This window comes from Rummeliibacillus sp. BSL5, assembly GCF_052928305.1.
Genome location: NZ_JAVGCV010000009.1, coordinates 1 through 19,513, shown reverse-complemented (window position 1 = coordinate 19,513; position 19,513 = coordinate 1). Strand labels below are relative to the sequence as shown.

The following is a 19,513-nucleotide window of genomic DNA, read 5'->3' as shown; positions in this document are numbered from 1 at the left end:
TACTGAAAAGAGAAGTATTTGGTAGAGAGTTGTTTTCAAACTCATCAAAAGAATATTTATGGAGGAATGAAATGCTCCAGCTAGAATCGATGGTTGAGAAATTAAAAGCTACTTTTTATAATTCGGTTGATTTTGTAGCAAGAGAGATATCGTTCCCAAAAGATCAATATGCTATTCTTTGCTACTACAGTTCAATGGCCAATGCAAAAGACGTCCAAGACATTGTCAATGTGTTGAAGATGCAAACAATATTTAATGAAAAAGACTGGGATTCAACGACAGCCACCCAAAAAGAAAGCTATGATTTGGAAAAGTTAGTGGAATATGTATGCCAAGGATACGCGGTATTATTACTGCTGAATTCTCAGCAAATGGTTAGCTTTACCATGCCAAATTTACCCCATCGTACTCCGGACGAGCCAACGAATGAAGCTATTTTACGCGGAGCTCATGAGGGGTTCATTGAAGATGTGGACGTGAATTTGGGGCTTGTTCGAAAAAGAATGAGAGTTCCTGATTTAATTGTAAAAAAAATAACCGTTGGAATAGATAACAAAGCAGACATTTATTATTTTTATTTAGCACGTTTTGCAAATCAGGATAACCTTGCAGATTTAGAGCGAAAGCTCCAAGGTATGAAAGATCAAGCAGATGGATTATATTCATCGGGACAATTGAATGACTTCATTGAGGATTCCCCCTATTCACCATTTCCCCAAATTATGAATACAGAAAGGCCAGACAGAGTATTCGCTAACCTGACTGAAGGAAAGATAGTTATTATGACGGATTATTCACCAACTGCTTTTATCACACCCGTCACTTTATTTTCATTTTATCAATCACCGGATGACTACAATAGTCGTGTAATTGTGGGATCCTTTTATAGAATGGTTCGGGTCGTTAGTTTTCTTACAGCTGTTTATTTGCCTGCTTTTTATATAGCAATAGTTAGCTTTCATTATGAAGTTCTTCCAATTGAATTAAGTAAGAAACTAAAGCTAGATATTAGCGAAATCCCTTATATACCGCTAATTGAGGCATTAATTGTTGAAATTATTATTGAGCTCATACGAGAGGCTAGTGTTCGGTTACCAAAGTCTTTAGTCCAGACTATTGGCATTGTCGGCGGTTTAGTTGTTGGAGATGTCATTATTAATGCAGGTTTAGTATCCAATATGGTAGTAATCGTAGTAGCACTAACAGCGATTTCTAGTTATGTTGTACCGTCGGTAGAGTTAAATACATCGGTACGTGTATTGCGTTTTCCATTTATGTTTGCCGCAGCATTTTTTGGCTTCTTTGGTATAGTGATTGGACTATTGCTTTTAAATATACATTTATGTAACTTAAATTCTTTGAAGTCCCCTTACTTTTTTCCGCTTGTTCCCTTCACACCTAATAGAATGGGGCAAATTTTATTTCGAGGAAAACATACGAAGTCAAATGTGCAACCAAGTAGTTTTGATCCTGAAGAAAAGAAGATGTAAATTTTATAATCCATCCTTAATGGATTAACTATTACTCCACTTTTTCTAGTTAAAGTACATTCTACAATATTGTTTTTAATAGGAGGAAAACTAAGTGAAAAAAATAATTGTTTTTCTCCTTATCAGTTCTTTATTTCTTAGCGGGTGTTGGGATCAAAGGATGTATAAAGATCTCTCTGTGATCTCTGTTGTAGGAATAGATGGGCATGTGGGAGATATAAGGGGCCACTACGCATATCCTAGTTCAAATAGTGACCCTACTAAATATATAGTGCTAGAAGGCATTGGCAAAACAATGAGAGAATCAAGAATTGATGCCAATAAGAAAACCGAACAAACAATGGACGTAGCTGAACTGACTACTATATTAGTTAATGAAGAAAGTGCAAAAAAGGATTTATATGCTCTAATGGATGTTTATTATCGATCTGCTCAGAGTCCAATGAATGCTAAAGTTGTTATAACTAAGGGCTCTGCAAAAAAGTTCCTGGAAATAAAAGATACTATGTCTAAAGAAATCGGTGAGTACTATTTTGATTTGATTACTGCTTTCGAGGACGCTACAATATATCCTAAAACAAATTTGGAGATTGCTGCTAACCTTATGTTTAGCGAGGGGAGAGATCTTGGCTTACCTTATTTAAATACTAGTGAAGATAAAGGACTTCCTGAAGGAGAAGGAATGGCTTTATTTAATGGAAAAAAATATACGGGTGAACATCTTACTCTAAGGGAATCTATCTTTGCAACATTACTAGGATATAGGAAAGCAAATTTTGTTGAATTAGCTTATATGTGGGATAAAGATGATAAAAAGGCACAGGTTGCGTTTAATATCATCAATTTTAAGAAAAAAAAGAAGGTGTTAAAGGATGGAAATAACATAAAAATTCAGTATGAAATTGATATGCCAGTCTTCATAACAGAATACCCACCAGACCACTTAGATCGAAAAAATGTAAGACAACAATTAGAAAAGTTTATAAAAGGTAGAGTAGAAAAAGACATAGCTAGGATGTTTAAAAAAAGTCAGGATGCATCTTCCGATGTAGTTGGAATTGGAGAGGATATTAGAGCCTATCATCCACAGTTATGGAGAGAGGGTAAATGGAAGGGTATTTATAAAGATATTAAAATAGAAACAAAGGTAAATGTGAATGTTGTTCGTAGTGGAAGTACGAGATAATTTAAATAAGGAGTTGCCATATTGTAATGGAACTCCTTAAAATTTTTATATATGCATTTCAGCTAATAACTGCTGATTTTTCTCATGGAATTTTTCATTGTGAGAAGAAACCATTGCATAGCTGTTAGCTTCAGGCTCGATATATTTTTTAACGCTATTGACAGCTAGTACCGCATCATTGAACGTACCAACGAGCAAATACACTTTATCGTCGTAGGAAACAATATCGCCCACAGCAAAAATTCCCGGTGTCGTTGTTTTGCATTGACCGATGCTTTCAAAGAGCTGATTATCATTACGTTTTGGAGCAATCTTATTCTCGAAATCGAGTGAAACTTCATGATTATAACCATGGCAAATTAAAATATCATCCATCATGATAGTTTGGATTTCACCATTCTTCATAATATCAACTGTTTCGATGGCAGTCTTTTGTGCATTCGCATTTAATGTTTGAATTTCAGTATTAAGTAAAATATTAACGCCATGATCTTTTAATTTTTTAATCTGTGATTCATGAGCTTTTAAATCGTTACTCCGATAAATAACAGTCAATTTTTTAGCGATGGGGAGTAATTCGCAAGCCCAGTCGATAGCAGCATTTCCTCCACCAGAGATTAATAATTCTTTGTTGCGGAAGCGCTCCATGCCATTGATGGTATAGTGCAGATTAGTCATTTCATATTTTTCGGCACCATCAATCTCTAATTTAATCGGTTGGAATATTCCACCGCCAATCGCAATAATGACTGTTTTTGAATAATGTTCTTCACCTGAGTCTGTCATGATTGTAAAGATGTCATCTTTCTTTTCAATCCATTTCACTTTGGAATTCAGACATATAGTTGGCTCGAACGTCATTGCTTGTTGAATTAAATTTTTTAAGAAGGCCTCACCTTGGATTGGTTGTTGCCCGCCAACATCCCAAAGCATCTTTTCTAAAAAAATATTCACTTTCCCGCCAAGCTGAGGATGGAATTCAATGATTTTCGTTTTTAAATCCCGCATCCCACTATAAAAGGCGCTATATAAACCTGCAGGGCCACCACCGACAATTGTTACATCATATAAATCCATGTTGTACACTCCTACTCGTTTAATCCGTACTTGTATAGTGATAATGATAATCCTTATCATTTATAAAAGCAAAAATAAATTTGCTTATCGGTGATATTTCTTTTATAAAGGGGTTTTTAAAAATGATATTTCCCATTTTTTATTGACAATTTAGAAATTGAAAGTTATATTTTAGTAGTGATAAAGATTCTCATTATCAATTATAAATAGGAGTGTAACGAATGAAAAAAATAACAAAAGTGATGCTATTCGCGTTTATGTCCGTTTTAGTACTTGCATTAGCCGCTTGTTCAGGTGATTCTTCTAAAGATAAGACATCGAGTGATAAAAAGACTGAATCAGCAGGTAGTGGTTATCCGATTAAAATTCAACATGCATTCGGAACGACAACAATTGATAAAAAGCCTAAACGTGTTGCAACGATTGCATGGGCAAACCATGATGTTGCATTAGCATTAGGTGTTGTGCCTGTTGGTTTTTCAGCAGCCAATTACGGTATTAAGGATAACAAAACAGGAATCTTACCTTGGACAAAAGAAAAATTGGACGAGCTAGGTGCTAAGAGCCCGAACGTTTATCAAGATACTGACGGGTTAGATTACGAAGCAATCGCTGATTCTCAACCAGATGTGATTTTAGCTGCATACTCAGGTATTACAAAAGAAGAGTATAATAAACTAAGTGAAATTGCTCCTGTAGTCGCTTATAAAGATCAACCATGGGTAACTTCATGGCGCGATCAAGTGAAATACGATTCAATGGGTATGGGAATGAAAAAAGAAGGCGAACAATTAGTTAAAGATACTGAAAAGTTAATTGCTGATACTGCTGCAAAATATCCGGATATTAAAGGTAAAAAAGCCGCTTTTGGTATGTTCAATACAACTGATTTATCAAAATTCTACATATACACACCATCAGATCCACGTGGTGAGATGTTAGAAGAAGTAGGGATGGAATATCCTGAAGGCTTGAAAAAACAAGTGAAAGACAATAAGAGCTTCTATCTTGAATTAAGTGCTGAAAATGCGGATGTATTGAATGATACAGAATTACTAGTTGTATACGGTAATAGTTCAACATTAAAAACACTTCAAAAAGATCCTATTCTAGGTGAAGTTCCAGCCATTAAAAAAGGTAATGTTGTAGTAATTGAAGATAATACACCTTTAGCAGCAGCTGGCACACCAAGCCCATTATCAATTAAATATACAATTGATGACTATCTATCTAAAATCTCAGAAGTGGCAAAAAATATTAAATAGTAATGGGAAACATTATTGAAAAGGGACATAAGCAAAGGTTACTACCAAAGCATTTAGCAAAGGTAGTAGCTCTTTTGCTTATTTTGCTCATTGTTAGTATTCTAATGTCCCTTGCGTTTGGTTCTCGTACAATCGGTCTAGAAGGGCTTATAGATGGCTTATTTCATCCTTCTGTAGAAGGTCATGAGGCAAGCGTTGTACGACAACGTATCGCAAGGACAATTTTCGGTTTGATTTGTGGGGCAGCTCTCGGTGTATCTGGGGCACTGATGCAATCTGTCACACGTAATCCTATTGCTGATCCAAGTATCTTAGGTGTTAATACAGGTGCATCCTTATTCGTCGTTTGTGGCATTGCTTTTTTTAACATTCAATCACCAAGTGGATACATATGGTTAGCTATTGTCGGTGCAATGTTGACAGCTGTATTTGTCTTTGGCATTGGTTCGATGGGCGCAAGTGGTGCTACACCTTTAAAACTTATATTAGCAGGAGCGGCGACGACAGCTATTTTGTCTTCACTCGTAACGGCTATTTTAATCCCACGTACGAATGTCATGGATCAATTTCGCTTTTGGCAAGTAGGGAGTGTAGGCGCTGCCAATTGGGATTCAGTGCATATCTTTATTCCATTTTTGATTGTCGGTTTGTTGATTGCCATTATAGTAGCCCCTGGCTTGAATGCATTAGCTCTCGGTGACGAAGTAGCGACAGGCTTAGGTGTACGCACTGGGGTTATTCGTATGTTAGCGGCTTTTGCCGGAGTTTTACTTTGTGGGGCAGCGACTGCTTTAGCTGGTCCAATCGGCTTTATTGGTTTACTCGCTACCCATTTGATCCGATTAGTAGTAGGACCGGATGTTCGCTTCCTTATTCCTTTAGCAGCATTAGCTGGAGCCATTATTTTATTGATTTCAGACGTATGTGGGCGTTTCCTTGGCAGTCCAGGCGAATTAGAAGTTGGGATTCTAACGGCCTTTATTGGTGCGCCAATTTTAATATTAATTACAATGAAAGCGAAAATGCGTACAATATGATGAATGAGACACTGAATACAATTATAAAAGCAAGAAGAAAACGTCGAAATCGCTATGTCAGCGTCACAATTATTTTAGCGATTATTACCATTGGTTTGTGCTGTACGATGATGATGCTCGGGAACACCATTTATCCTGTAACAGATGTAATTCACGTTTTACTTGGTGAGACAATACCAGGTGCTTCTTTCGCCATTAATGAAATTCGTTTGCCACGAACTGTAGCAGGTTTATTTGCAGGTTTTGCTTTTGGTGCTGGAGGCTACATTTTCCAAACGATGCTGCGTAATCCATTAGCAAATCCCAATGTTATCGGGATTACTACAGGTTCTAGTGCAGCAGCTGTTTTTTGTATTATCGTGCTACATACAAGTAGTACGGTTGTTTCACTTGCTGCCGTTATCGGAGGTCTCGTAACAGTTGCGATTATTTATGGATTATCGAGAGGAACCTCTTTTGCTATTGGCCGATTAATTTTGATTGGTATCGGTATTCAAGCAATGTTAAATGCAGTAATTTCTTATTTAATGCTGATTGGTAAAACGAATGACTTACCAAATGCTTTGCGTTGGTTAAGCGGGAGTTTAAACGGGGCAGAGTTAGAGATGACATATCCGTTAATTATTGCAGTCATAATTGTGACACCGGTGCTTATTTATTTTGCGAAACAACTTGAAATGCTAGAACTAGGTGAACAAGCAGCGACCTCTTTAGGCGTCAATACAAATAAAACGCGCGTCATTTTAATGATTAGTGCGGTATTAATTATCGCTTTAGCTACAGCCACAACAGGCCCCATTGCGTTCGTCGCCTTTTTAGCAGGGCCTATTGCCCAACGTCTTGTTGGGGTTGGGTTTTCAAATATTCTTCCAGCAGGTTTAATTGGGGTTATTTTAGTCTTAGGCGGAGATCTAATTGGTCAGTTTGCCTTTGAAACCCGTTTTCCAGTAGGTGTTATTACAGGGATTATTGGTGCACCATATTTAATTTACTTGCTAATTCGTATTAATCGAAAGGGAGATATTTAATGACAACTCATACATTTGAAACGAAGAATATTCAATCAGGATATGATAATAAAACCATTTTAAACGACGTCAACTTATCGATTCCGAGTAATCAAATTAGCATCATTATTGGTGCTAACGGGTGTGGGAAATCAACACTCCTAAAAACAATGGCACGTTTAATTAAGCCAACGGGTGGAGATGTGCTATTAGATGGTAAATCCATTCATAAAATGGCACCAAAACAATTAGCGAAAGTATTAGGACTGCTTCCTCAGTCACCAATCGTACCGGAAGGCATTACAGTAGCAGATCTTGTTGGTCGTGGTCGTTTTCCTCATCAAAGCGTCATGAAGGGCTGGTCGAAAAAGGATTATGAAGCTGTAGCAGAAGCGTTAGAAATGATGAACATTACCGAATTTGCTGATCGAAATATCGATGAATTGTCAGGTGGACAAAGACAACGTGTTTGGATAGCGATGGCATTGGCACAGCAAACGGACATTTTATTTTTAGATGAGCCTACGACATATTTGGATATTACATACCAAGTAGAGATATTAGATTTATTAACAGATTTAAATAAAAGGTATGGAACGACGATTGTCATGGTACTGCATGATATTAACTTGTCCGCACGCTATGCAGATTATTTGTTCACAGTAAAAAATGGACAACTCATTGCAGAGGGGGCGCCTACTGAAATTATAACGGCAGATTTAATTAAAGAAACCTTTCAGTTGGATTGCCAAGTTATTAACGATCCAGTATCTAATACGCCACTTATCGTTCCGATTGGTCGTCATCACGCATGAATTTTAGGCTAGAGCCGAATAAATAAGGCACCTCACTTTTGCATTAGTAAAAGCGGGGTGCCTTTTTAATATGTAATGGCCCGATCATAAATACGTTTGGTAAACCAATTCATTAATAGCTGAGGGATTTTATTTAATAATGGCCAATTTTTCCTCTAAGTATAATTCATGATTGTTAGCTAAATTGATATCACCTAAAAAACGCATAGTTTGAATAGCGTTCTGTGCCATTTCGGTACCGATTGTTTGGTTGCCAGTAGCGATGTTGTAGATTCCTTTTAAAAACATTAGCTTTGTTTTTTCAAAGTAAAAATCTGTGCCTTCGGAGATTTTCTCAACATATTGTATGAACTGATGCGTTTCTTTCCCCTTATTTGCTTCTACGCAAAAGACTATAGTGTTTAATAGTACCTTAATAACTTCTTCGTTAAATTTCTTTATATTTTTATAAACTTCCGTTTTTTGGGTTAACTCTTTAGAAAGTGTTATCACTAAATCTTTATTTAATATATGCATTGTATTGCCAAATAGCATGATTTCGTAAAATCCCCAATTATCCACACTAAACAGATAGTCACTTATATTAATTAAATCATCTTTCTGAAAGATGATGGTAGAATCTAAATTATGTGCTAATGCTTTGATCATAATTGAATTGTATAGGTAACTGGTTATATTATACTTTAACCACTTTTCATGCTCTTCTTCTTCTATCTTGAGCAATAACGCTAGGTCATTATTTTCATATGCACGTTTAATGTTATTCAATATGTTTTCCAGATGAGTTGGTTTATAGTCGTTCGAAATAAACATAAATTCTTCTAAAGTTAAATTCAATCTATCGAGCAATAAGGAGAACTTTGATAAAGAGATATCTGAATTTCCACGTTCAAATTTTGATAGAAAAGATACACTGATAATTCCTTTAGATACTTCTTTTAATGAATAGTTTTTGCTTAATCTAATATCCCTGAAAACATATCCTAAGTAATTCATTTTTCTCTCTTGCCCCTTTATATTTTACTATATGACAATTTTAAGTTTTTTGATAAATTAAGTATATAATATCTATGATGAGATAAAAAATAGAGAAAAGGTCTTATTGTATCTAAGTCTATTTACATTTCTTATCAGAAAGAAAATATAAAGGAATAAGGGGGATATAACAATGAAGAAAATGAATTTAAAACACCTATTAAATGTAGGATTAGGTATTCTAATTATCATTGGAGCTGGAAAAGCGAGTTTTCTAGCTGAAACTCTAATTAAATAAAATTGCAATTTTAAAACAATGCGATAAGAAGTTCTTACTTTCTTTTATTTGTTCCCTTAAAGATAGTAGAATCTCATGGTTGTCATATTGCTTTTTATTTTATGGAGTTAATTTGTTAATCAAGTTATCCTTTGTTATTTTCGTCAACCTTATTTATTCTCCATTGGCTGTTTCTTTCCTACATTCACAAATCGTAATAAATAGCAGCCAAAGATTAAAACTTTTTTCTCGAAAGGGATAACTACATATATGAAAGTGTTAAAAAAGCTGTATCACTCAGAGGAGTGATACAGCTTTTTTGGATATGTTGTCGAGTTGTTTAGATTAGTGATATTGGATTTCTTTGTTGACATCAATGTTATTGATATCGATGCCCATTGCTTTCGCAACGCCTGCACCATAAGCAGGGTCTGCTTTATAGCAGTGGATAATGTGGCGTTCTTTAATGAAGTCTTCCACACCTTCCATATTGCGAGCTGTATTTTCAAATAAGCGTTGTTGTTCTTCAGCAGTCATGATATTGAATAATTTTCCTGGTTGTTCGAAGTAGTTAGAGTCATCTTCGCGGAAATCATAAATATCTGCTGGACCTGCTTCTTCAGCTGGGTTTTTGAATTCAGGTTGTTCTTTCCATTCACCATAGCTATTTGGCTCATAGTGAAGTGTACTACCTAAGTTGCCGTCAACGCGCATAGCGCCATCGCGATGGAAGTTATGCACTGGGCATTTTGGTGCGTTTACTGGAATTTGGAAATTGTTCACACCTAGGCGGTAGCGTTGAGCATCTGCATACGAGAATAAACGAGCTTGCAACATGCGGTCTGGTGAGAAGCTAATACCAGGCACTACATTTGATGGTTGGAATGCAGCTTGTTCTACATCCGCAAAGTAGTTTTCCGCATTGCGATTTAATTCAAATTCTCCTACTGGAATTAGTGGATATTCAGATTTATACCATACTTTTGTTAAATCGAATGGATTGTCACGGTGGTTACGCGCTTGTTCATCTGTCATCACTTGAATAGACATTTTCCATTTCGGGAATTCGCCGCGTTCGATTGCTTCATATAAATCACGTTGTGAAGACTCACGGTCATTTGCAACTACTTCTGCTGCTTCTTGGTCAGTGTAGTTTTTGATTCCTTGTTGTGTTTCAAAGTGGAATTTAACATACACGCGCTCATTATTAGCATTAATCATTGAATACGTATGAGAACCAAAACCATGCATATGGCGGTAGTCAGTAGGAATTCCACGGTCGCCCATTACATATGTGATTTGGTGTAATGCTTCAGGAAGATTTGTCCAGAAGTCCCAGTTGTTATTCGCGGAACGCATATTTGTACGAGGGTCGCGTTTAACAGCATGGTTTAAATCAGGGAAATGCATGGCATCACGGAAGAAGAATACAGGTGTATTATTTCCGACTAAGTCCCAGTTACCTTGTTCGGTATAGAATTTTAATGCAAAACCACGGATATCGCGTTCTGCATCAGCAGCACCACGTTCACCGGCTACTGTTGAGAATCGAGCGAACATGTCTGTTTTCTTGCCAACTTCAGAGAAGATAGCTGCTTTTGTATATTTTGTAATATCGTGCGTTACAGTAAATGTTCCGAATGCACCTGATCCTTTTGCGTGCATACGGCGTTCAGGAATCACTTCACGGTTAAAGTTTGCTAGTTTTTCAATTAAATAAACATCTTGCAATAGAACTGGACCACGTTTGCCTGCTGTCATTGAATTTGTATTGCTTACGACAGGTGCACCAGCCGCAGTTGTTAATTTTTTATTTTGGTCGTTTGCCATTCATAATTCCCCCTTAAATCTATAGAATTATCTCTTCGAAAATAACTATAACAGAGTCATAGCTAAATGTAAATTATAATAATTATTTTTAAGGAATTTGTATCTTAAAGAATAGAATATAAATAATACGATGTTTGTCAATTAATTTGCTTCCTTAAATTGTGAAAAATAAAAGTTGATATTCAACGTTAAACGTTGCCAACAATACGGTTTGGATGTAATTTAAATGGTTTGAAAAACATATCTTATATGACTTCTTTAATTATGTTAACTGTATTAACAACTTCTTTATAATAATTACTATTATCATTGGGAGGCTGTGGATAGGTATAAATGAAAATATATATCTATTACTATACGCTATGAATACATTGCCAAATCTATTCCCTTTATCAACATTGAATATGTTAATGCTATTTCTCCAATTCTTTATAAATGAATATATAATCTACATATTTTTTCGCTGATTTTTTTGATTTATCATAGGGGTAATGACAGGTCGAGGAGGACATAATGGCCATAATAGATGAAGCAGTCGCTTTTTTGACTTTATATTATAAAGAGAATCATTTGCCGGATGAACAATTAGATCATCGTTTGAAAGAGGTACGTCAAGAAATTGAGGAAAATGGAAGTTATAATCATACTCCTGAAGAATTGAGCTACGGTGCTCAGGTTGCTTGGAGGAACAGCAATAAGTGTATAGGCAGGTTGTTTTGGAAAACCCTTCAGGTGAAGGATGAACGGGGCGTATTAGAAGAAGAAACTATTTTTCAAAAATTGATAAGTCATATTGAATATGCCTTTAATAATGGGAAGATCAAGCCTTGTATCACAATTTTTGAGCCCGGCCGTGTCCGTATTTGGAATCATCAATTGATACGCTATGCGGGTTATGAATGTGAAGATCAAACCATTGTAGGTGATGCGGATTCGGTTGCTTTTACAAATGAGTGCTTAAAACTTGGATGGAAAGGGAAGAGAAGGCAATTTGACGTGTTGCCTTTAGTTATTCAAGTTGATAATCGGCCACCTAAGTTCTTTGAGATTCCTTCTATATACATAAATGAAGTGGAAATCAGGCATCCAGAATATAGCTGGTTTTCTGAGTTGCATTTAAAGTGGTATGCAGTTCCTATCATTTCAAGTATGCCTCTTGAGATAGGGGGAGTCGTCTATACTGCCGCTCCTTTTAACGGTTGGTATATGGGAACGGAAATTGGTGCAAGAAATCTTGCAGACGAAAATCGTTATAATCAGCTTCCTTTAATTGCGAAGAAGATGGGCTTAGATATGCGATCAAACACAAACTTATGGCAAGATCGTGCACTAATAGAATTAAATGAAGCCGTTTTGTATTCTTTCCGGGAAGATGGTGTCAGTATTGTGGATCATCACACTGCAGCACAGCAATTTAAACGTTTTGAAATGAACGAAGAAGCGGAAAATAGAGATGTAACAGGCAATTGGACTTGGCTTATTCCGCCTCTATCACCGGCTTTAACGCATATTTTTCATAAACCGTATAAAAATAAAAAGAACTCGCCAGCGTATTCTTATCGGTCGTCACCTTTTAAGATATTGGAAGACTAGAGAATACAAATGAAAAAGCGCTCATTAGCTACAGGCTAATGGCGCTTTTGTTATTGTTCTTTCGTTACAAATCGGTCTTTAGCAGAAATGAATGCAAAGACGAACAAAAGGACTGTGACAATAAGATATAAGCTGTTAGCGGCATGCCAACTATGGAAGCTGTCATGGATAAAGCCATATAGTACAGGTCCTATCGCAGCTAGCAAATAACCGATGGATTGTGCAGTGCCTGAAAGCTCAGCTGCTTCTTGTGCGTTGCGAGAACGAAGGGAGAAAAGCATCATAGAAAGACTAAAGGATGCCCCTCCGGCGAATCCAATCATTAACATCCATAACAATGTAAGCTCTGTCCAATTCATAAATATACCTGCAAAGCCTGCAAAGTAAAACAGTGACAATAATGCAACGAGCGGCCTTTGGTCAGCTTTTTTACCTGCAAGAATCGGGGTTAAAAAAGTCATTGGCAATTGTGCTATCTGTAGAATAGAAAACATCCATCCCGCTTTGCTCGGGCTCATGCCTTGGGTTTCAAGCAGTCCTGGAATCCAAGTAGCCGTCGTATAAAACAACAGGGATTGTAGCCCCATCGTGAAGGTAATAGCCCATGTAAGAGGATACTTCCACATAGGTTTATTACGTTGAGAAGGTTCATTGCTGTTTATTACCTTCACATGATTCCGCAATTGTGGTAGCCATACTATGATAGCGAGAATGGCCAGAATACCCCAACAGGCAAGAGCTCCTTTCCATCCGATTGTTGTTTCTGCTATTGGATTGCTCACGCCTGCTGCTATACTGGCGGATAGGTTCATGGAAACAGAATAAAGTGCTGTTAACAATCCTACTTGAAGAGGAAACTTTAATTTAATAAGAGCAGGCAAGAGGACATTGCCAAATGAAATAGCAACTCCGATGATAATCGTTCCAAAGAATAAGAAAAAGACACTGCCCGCTGAACGCATTAAGATACCAATAGCCAAAAGTATTAAGGCTGATAACAATGTTCTTTCAAATCCAAAACGTCGTGAAATTTTAGGGACAAATGGTGAGACAACTGCAAATGCAAGCAAGGGGATAGTTGTAATCAATCCCGCCCACACATTTGATATAGTGAGCTCTTCTTTAATATCTGCAATAATAGGGCCAACAGCAGTGAGAGGGGATCGCAATGTTGTGGCGATAAAGATAATACCGAGCACTAAAAGCCATGTTTTTTTGTCCCATGACAGCTTCTTGTTTCGGTTCGTAGCTTGTTCTGAAGCCAAAGGAAATCCTCCTTTTGAATTTATAATAGATAATAAAAACGTACAGGAATCATTTTGCTTTATCAATATTTGTTTTACAAAACATGTCCACTTCTTTCTAAAATATAGTAATTTTCTATTTACCCTTGTAGTTATGTGCTTAATATATTACAATGTAGGTAACTTAAAACTATATATTGCATGCCTCATCCAATAGATGAGGTAGAGGTCGCGGTATTCATGAGTATAATCGACGAGGCGAGAAAGCGTTTAGGACTCGATTAAAAAGGGAATATTGCCGAAGTACAAGCAAGCTTTTTATTGCTAGTGCTGGGGCTGCTATCGAAAGGTGCAGAACTGTCACGCCAAAGTCGGCGTGTTGAGCTATCTTGATCAAGGTTGATGGGGAATTCGGACGCCATCTCAGTTATATATGTGATGGCTTTTTTATTTAAATTTTAGCTGTAATAGACAGCGGCGAAGAATACCTTCAGCTCGACCTTTTCTTGCAATGAAAAACGGAAAGAGGAGAGTTATGAATAGAGTAGAAACACATACAAATGCAGGAATACGAACAAACATTAAACATGATTCTCATTCAAATACACAACAGAAACTGAAACGCAGCTTAAAAAGTCGCCATATTTCCATGATTTCACTTGGCGGTACAATCGGTACAGGCCTACTTTTAGCAAGCGGCAACTCAGTTGCAGAAGCGGGTCCCGGAGGAGCACTGTTAGCTTATGGACTAATTGGTGTAATGGTATTTTTCCTTATGACAAGTTTAGGGGAAATGGCCGCTTATATGCCTGTATCAGGATCATTCAGCACATATGCTTCCAAATTTGTTGATCCTTCATTAGGATTCGCGCTTGGTTGGAATTATTGGTACAACTGGGCAGTAACGATTGCAGCTGAAATTTCAGCTGTAGCGATTGTTATGAAATATTGGTTCCCACACACACCTTCATTTATTTGGAGCGCTGCATTTCTTATAATTATCTTTACTTTAAACTTTTTGTCAGTAAAAAGTTTTGGTGAAAGCGAATATTGGTTTGCGCTTATCAAAGTAGCAACAATTATTATATTTATTATCATTAGTTTCTTAATGATTTTTGGTATTCTCGGCGGACATGCTCCTGTTGGATTTACTAATTTCTTTAAAGGCGACGCGCCTTTCCATGGTGGATTTTTTGCTACATTAGGCATTTTCTTAGCTGCAGGCTTCTCCTTCCAAGGGACAGAATTGCTTGGGATTACAGCTGGTGAAACGGAAAATCCAGAAAAAACAATCCCACAGGCTGTACGCTCGGTCTTTTGGCGAATTCTATTGTTTTATGTTTTAGCTATCTTAGCGATCGGCTTATTAATTCCTTATACGGATGCACGTTTAGCAAATAGCGATGACGTGGCAGTAAGTCCTTTTACATTAATATTTGAAAATGCAGGCATTGCCTTTGCTGCTTCTGTGATGAACGCAGTTATCCTTACAGCGATTCTTTCAGCCGGCAACTCAGGGTTATATGCAGCATCTCGTACATTACGTGAATTAGCAATGGAAGGTAATGCACCGAAGATTTTCAAAAAACTAAACAACCGCGGTGTTCCTGTTGCAGCACTTGTTTTAACAGTAGCAGTGGCTTGTTTATCCTTTTTGGCATCACTTTTTGGATCTGGTACAGTGTATATCTGGCTCTTAAATGCTTCTGGTATGTGCGGTTTCATTGCATGGCTTGGTATAGCGACCAGTCATTATCGTTTCCGAAAAGCATTTGTGGCACAGGGTCGTGATCTCTCAGAGTTGCCGTATCGCTCTAAATTTTTCCCATTTGGCCCGATTTTTGCCTTTGTCCTTTGTGCGATCGTTATCTTAGGGCAAAACTACACAGCGTTTACAGGCGACCATATTGATTGGTATGGCATCCTAGTATCCTATATTGGCTTGCCAATCTTCCTTATTATCTGGTTTGGCCATAAACTGAAATGTAAAACAAAGGTTGTACGTCTAGAAGAAGCAGATCTGACAACGAAACGCCAAGTACAATAATTTAAATCTTGAAAGCTAATCTATCAACGTTGGTAGATTAGCTTTTTTATTGTGAATTGAGCCAATTCGTTTAATATAATGTTCGCTTTTTAAATGTTTCTATCATAATAAATAATCTATTTATTCGGATTTGGGTTATTTACCAACACTTACAAAGAGAATTTATATTGAATTTTACGTTTTACATGCTATAATAAAGATAATCAAAATTACATAACATTCACTCATATAATAGCAGGAATATGGCCTGCAAGTTTCTACCAGATTACCGTAAATGATCTGACTATGAGAAGCAATCTAGTAAATAGTTTGTTCATTACTTTCTATTTGCTATTACTTTCGACAATAAGTCGAAGGACTTTGCTCCACTCGTAGATGATTGGATGTATTAGTTCTTCGGCTTTTTTGTACGCAAAAAAGCTGAGGTGCTAACGAAAAGAAGGGAGTTCCTCGTGTTGAAAGCACTTCAGGATAAAATCGTAAACGAAGGTAAAGTAATATCAGAGGGAGTTTTAAAAGTAGATTCTTTCTTAAATCATCAGATTGATCCACAATTGATGAAAAAAATTGGTCAAGAATTCGCGGAGCTTTATAAAAATGAAGGAATTACAAAAATATTAACAATCGAATCATCCGGCATAGCACCAGCTGTGATGGCTGGCCTTCTTTTAGAAGTGCCTGTAGTCTTTGCACGTAAAAGCAAATCGGTGACGTTGATTGATAACCTATATACAACTGAAGTATATTCATTCACTAAGAAAGTAACTAGCACGCTGACAGTTTCAAAAGATTACTTAACAGAAGATGATGTAGTACTTGTCATTGATGATTTCTTAGCTAATGGCGAAGCAGCTAAAGGCTTAATTCATCTTATCGAACAAGCAGGGGCAACTATTAGCGGTATCGGTATTGTTATCGAAAAAGGATTCCAACAAGGTGGTCAAGTTTTACGCGATAAAGGATATCGAGTGGATTCACTGGCGATTGTTTCATCATTAGAAAACAAAGAAATCCAATTTTCTTAGGAGGCGGCAAAGAATGAACAAAGCAAAACTTGCAACACTGGGCATTCAACACTTATTGGCGATGTATGCAGGTGCTATATTAGTGCCGCTTATAATTGGTGGGGCGTTAAAGTTTAATACAACACAACTAACGTACTTAGTTTCGATTGATATCATGATGTGTGGGATTGCTACATTATTGCAAGTTGCACGAGGCAAAGTATTTGGTATTGGCCTTCCTTTAGTGCTCGGGTGTACGTTTACAGCCGTTACACCTATTATTGGCATTGGCGACAAATATGGCCTTGGTTCAATTTATGGTGCGGTCATCACTTCAGGCTTAATTATTGTTTTGATTTCAGGTTTCTTTGGTAAACTGGTTAAATTCTTCCCGCCAGTTGTGACAGGTAGTGTTGTGACAATCATCGGGATTACATTAATTCCAGTAGCTATCAACAATGCGGGTGGTGGACAAGGAGCAGCTGATTTCGGATCTGCTTCTAACATTACACTTGCGTTTGGCACGCTTCTTGCGATTATCTTGTTATACCGATTCACAAATGGATTCTTTCGTTCGATTGCAATACTGATCGGGCTAGTACTTGGCACAATTGTGGCAGGTTTTATGGGTAAAGTTGACTTTACTCCTGTAAAAGAAGCAGCATGGGGCCAAATCGTAACGCCATTTTACTTCGCAACACCAGAGTTTCACGTTGTACCTATTATTACTATGACGCTGGTGGCTCTAGTATCTTTGGTTGAATCAACAGGTTCTTATTTTGCATTAAGTGATATGACTAATACGCCAATTGATGATAAAGCACTTGCAAGAGGATATCGTTCAGAGGGCTTAGCTTCTATTATCGGTGGAATCTTTAACTCATTCCCATATACTGCTTTTTCACAAAATGTAGGTCTTATGCAGTTGACTGGTGTTAAAAATCGCGCAGTCATCTTTATTACTGGTATTTTCCTTGTAACATTAGGATTCTTACCTAAAATTGCGGCATTAACGACAGTTATTCCAACTGCTGTGCTTGGTGGGGCTATGATTGCTATGTTTGGCATGGTGGTTTCACAAGGGATTAAAATGTTAGGCTCTGTTATTGGTGAAACAGAAGGTAACCCTATGATCGTGGCATGTGCGGTAGGAATGGGGCTTGGCGTGACTGTAGTTCCTCAAATTTTCGACATCTTACCAGAAAGTGTACGTATATTAACAAGTAATGGCATAGTGGCAGGAAGTGTAACAGCAATTGCAATGAATATAGTCTTTAATATGCTTCCTTGGGGCCGTAGTGAAAAGGTAAAATCAAGTTCTTTGGATAGTTCAATGAAAAGAGAAGCCGTTTCAACTAAAGGCAAAGAGCTTCCGAAAAATAAGAGTTATGGTCAGGTTCATTAGTACAAATCAGTTTCCTTCTATTAATGAAGGAGGAATTTATAGAATAAAACGGTGCCCTTCTTCAACATCTAGAAAGTGTTGAGGAGGGGCATTTACATTTCCCACTTTTTCATTTGTTCTTCCTCAGCAATTAATTGCAGGTCATACGCATTTATTAAAAGAATTTCATAGTCAAACTTGTCGGCATACTGCGCGGCAAGTTTTTTTATATACTTTGGCGAGCCTTCATTTTCCTCATCGTATACTATTAAAATGCCATCCGAATGCTGAATAAGAAATTTATTGCTCTCAACAAACTGCCAAGGTGCTTCATAAGGACGATTCGTTAGACTTGTGGTGTAATCAGCGAGAGAGAGTATCATTTCATATTTTTCTTGCTTTGCTTCATTCCATCTCTTCTCTTGATCCAAAAAAGGTGTCATAATGGCATATTTCAATTCAGGATATTCTAATTGAAGGTCCATCACAATTTCCGCTGCCCATGTTTCTACTCCTAGCGCACCGGTCATTATTATCCACTCAAGACCTTCTTCAATTAATGGTACCAACCTCTCTTTGATAGCTTGCTTGATTATAGGAATCCCAGCATGCTTATCGTCAAAGATGCCAAGTTCGTGCGCCTTGTAACCAGTAATGACGAGTCTTTTTATCATTAGAACACTCCTTTGGTGAGAAATATAAAAACCGATTTCCCATTAGCCTAAAAGAAACCGGTTGACTGATATAAATATAGAAATAGTTTATAGGTTAAGCAGAACTGTGCTACAAAACCTACATTTAATTTTACAATAGTTGGCTTTTGATGGCAACGAGGGTGTATGAGGATCTAATTAGTTCTTATTATAGAAGGAACTCTTATTAACTACTCAAAGGTGTAGCATCTGTTATTACGTCTTCATTGATATTGGAAGAGAAATTAGTGCGTGTGATGAGGCGATTATAATAGAAGCAGTTTTGTATAAAACAATAATTGAATTATGTGTTGACATACCTTCTAGAAGTTGTTATTATATAAAAGTTGCTGATAGCGACTTACCAAGTTAGCAAACTTCAAATAAAAAAACTTTTGAAAGTTGTTGACAAGTCGATACAGAAATGATATTATATAAAAGTTCGCTAAAACAAACGAACGACATGAACCTTGAAAACTGAACAAGCAAGATGTTAATCATTTAAACTTACTAACAATTGTTAGTTTTAAAGTCATCATCGTAAAGATGATGCGCTAGTGAAATTTTGAGCAATCAAACACTTTTATGGA

15 protein-coding genes and 2 riboswitches are annotated in these 19,513 nt (G+C 36.9%); of the genes, 10 read left to right on the top strand and 5 right to left on the bottom strand.

Annotated features, from left to right (window positions below):
• The first annotated feature begins 71 nt into the window (after nucleotides 1–71).
• A complete protein-coding gene (locus tag RCJ93_RS15850; protein WP_446739546.1) occupies nucleotides 72–1,490 on the top strand; it encodes a spore germination protein in 1,419 nt (472 codons plus the stop codon).
• A 94-nt stretch (nucleotides 1,491–1,584) separates the two neighbouring features.
• Nucleotides 1,585–2,676 (top strand): Ger(x)C family spore germination protein, encoded by a 1,092-nt coding sequence (locus tag RCJ93_RS15845; RefSeq protein ID WP_446739545.1) that lies wholly within the window; start codon nucleotides 1,585–1,587, stop codon nucleotides 2,674–2,676.
• Nucleotides 2,677–2,721: 45 nt separating this feature from the next.
• Here the strand turns inward: RCJ93_RS15845 and RCJ93_RS15840 are convergent, their stop codons facing one another.
• Nucleotides 2,722–3,753 carry an NAD(P)/FAD-dependent oxidoreductase gene (locus RCJ93_RS15840; protein ID WP_446739544.1) on the bottom strand — a complete coding sequence of 344 codons (1,032 nt, stop codon included), beginning with the start codon at nucleotides 3,751–3,753 and terminating at the stop codon, nucleotides 2,722–2,724.
• Between the two features lie 221 nt (nucleotides 3,754–3,974).
• Here RCJ93_RS15840 and RCJ93_RS15835 point away from each other — a divergent pair, with 221 nt between their 5' ends.
• From RCJ93_RS15835 to RCJ93_RS15820, 4 genes are read left to right on the top strand one after another with little or no spacing between them, the layout of a single operon-like run.
• Nucleotides 3,975–5,018, top strand: coding sequence for an iron-siderophore ABC transporter substrate-binding protein (locus RCJ93_RS15835; RefSeq protein WP_446739543.1), 1,044 nt, complete (start codon nucleotides 3,975–3,977; stop codon nucleotides 5,016–5,018).
• Nucleotides 5,019–5,020: 2 nt separating this feature from the next.
• Entirely contained in the window at nucleotides 5,021–6,055 is a 1,035-nt protein-coding gene (locus RCJ93_RS15830; protein ID WP_446739542.1) for a FecCD family ABC transporter permease, read from the top strand.
• On the top strand, nucleotides 6,052–7,083 hold the full coding sequence (locus RCJ93_RS15825; RefSeq protein WP_150285623.1) for a FecCD family ABC transporter permease: 1,032 nt from the start codon (nucleotides 6,052–6,054) through the stop codon (nucleotides 7,081–7,083). The genes RCJ93_RS15830 and RCJ93_RS15825 overlap by 4 nt, the downstream gene beginning before the upstream one ends.
• A complete protein-coding gene (locus tag RCJ93_RS15820; RefSeq protein ID WP_446739541.1) occupies nucleotides 7,083–7,877 on the top strand; it encodes an ABC transporter ATP-binding protein in 795 nt (264 codons plus the stop codon). The genes RCJ93_RS15825 and RCJ93_RS15820 overlap by 1 nt, the downstream gene beginning before the upstream one ends.
• Nucleotides 7,878–8,006: 129 nt before the next feature.
• Here the strand turns inward: RCJ93_RS15820 and RCJ93_RS15815 are convergent, their stop codons facing one another.
• Both RCJ93_RS15815 and RCJ93_RS15810 read right to left on the bottom strand, forming a co-directional pair.
• Nucleotides 8,007–8,873, bottom strand: coding sequence for an Rgg family transcriptional regulator (locus tag RCJ93_RS15815; RefSeq protein WP_446739540.1), 867 nt, complete (start codon nucleotides 8,871–8,873; stop codon nucleotides 8,007–8,009).
• 601 nt (nucleotides 8,874–9,474) lie between these two features.
• Nucleotides 9,475–10,959, bottom strand: a complete 1,485-nt coding sequence (locus tag RCJ93_RS15810; protein ID WP_150285620.1) for a catalase — start codon at nucleotides 10,957–10,959, stop codon at nucleotides 9,475–9,477.
• A gap of 513 nt (nucleotides 10,960–11,472) precedes the next feature.
• On the opposite strand from RCJ93_RS15810, the gene RCJ93_RS15805 reads away from it, so the two are divergent.
• Nucleotides 11,473–12,552, top strand: a complete 1,080-nt coding sequence (locus tag RCJ93_RS15805) for a nitric oxide synthase oxygenase (RefSeq protein ID WP_251648798.1) — start codon at nucleotides 11,473–11,475, stop codon at nucleotides 12,550–12,552.
• A 50-nt stretch (nucleotides 12,553–12,602) separates the two neighbouring features.
• Here RCJ93_RS15805 and RCJ93_RS15800 read toward each other — a convergent pair whose 3' ends face one another.
• Nucleotides 12,603–13,817, bottom strand: a complete 1,215-nt coding sequence (locus tag RCJ93_RS15800) for a CynX/NimT family MFS transporter (protein ID WP_150285618.1) — start codon at nucleotides 13,815–13,817, stop codon at nucleotides 12,603–12,605.
• A 194-nt stretch (nucleotides 13,818–14,011) separates the two neighbouring features.
• Nucleotides 14,012–14,191: riboswitch (Lysine riboswitch) on the top strand.
• A 140-nt stretch (nucleotides 14,192–14,331) separates the two neighbouring features.
• On the opposite strand from RCJ93_RS15800, the gene RCJ93_RS15795 reads away from it, so the two are divergent.
• The 3 genes from RCJ93_RS15795 to RCJ93_RS15785 all read left to right on the top strand — a co-directional run bounded on the left by RCJ93_RS15795 (nucleotide 14,332) and on the right by RCJ93_RS15785 (nucleotide 18,252).
• Nucleotides 14,332–15,843: an amino acid permease gene (locus RCJ93_RS15795; RefSeq protein WP_150285617.1), complete on the top strand. Its 1,512-nt coding sequence runs from the start codon at nucleotides 14,332–14,334 to the stop codon at nucleotides 15,841–15,843.
• 204 nt (nucleotides 15,844–16,047) lie between these two features.
• A riboswitch (purine riboswitch) is annotated at nucleotides 16,048–16,149 on the top strand.
• A 149-nt stretch (nucleotides 16,150–16,298) separates the two neighbouring features.
• Nucleotides 16,299–16,868 carry a xanthine phosphoribosyltransferase gene (locus RCJ93_RS15790; protein WP_066791422.1) on the top strand — a complete coding sequence of 190 codons (570 nt, stop codon included), beginning with the start codon at nucleotides 16,299–16,301 and terminating at the stop codon, nucleotides 16,866–16,868.
• A gap of 13 nt (nucleotides 16,869–16,881) precedes the next feature.
• On the top strand, nucleotides 16,882–18,252 hold the full coding sequence (locus RCJ93_RS15785) for a nucleobase:cation symporter-2 family protein (RefSeq protein ID WP_150285616.1): 1,371 nt from the start codon (nucleotides 16,882–16,884) through the stop codon (nucleotides 18,250–18,252).
• Between the two features lie 92 nt (nucleotides 18,253–18,344).
• Here the strand turns inward: RCJ93_RS15785 and RCJ93_RS15780 are convergent, their stop codons facing one another.
• Complete coding sequence (locus RCJ93_RS15780) at nucleotides 18,345–18,905, bottom strand: SLOG family protein (RefSeq protein WP_147198227.1); 561 nt, start codon at nucleotides 18,903–18,905, stop codon at nucleotides 18,345–18,347.
• Nucleotides 18,906–19,513: the final 608 nt, after the last annotated feature.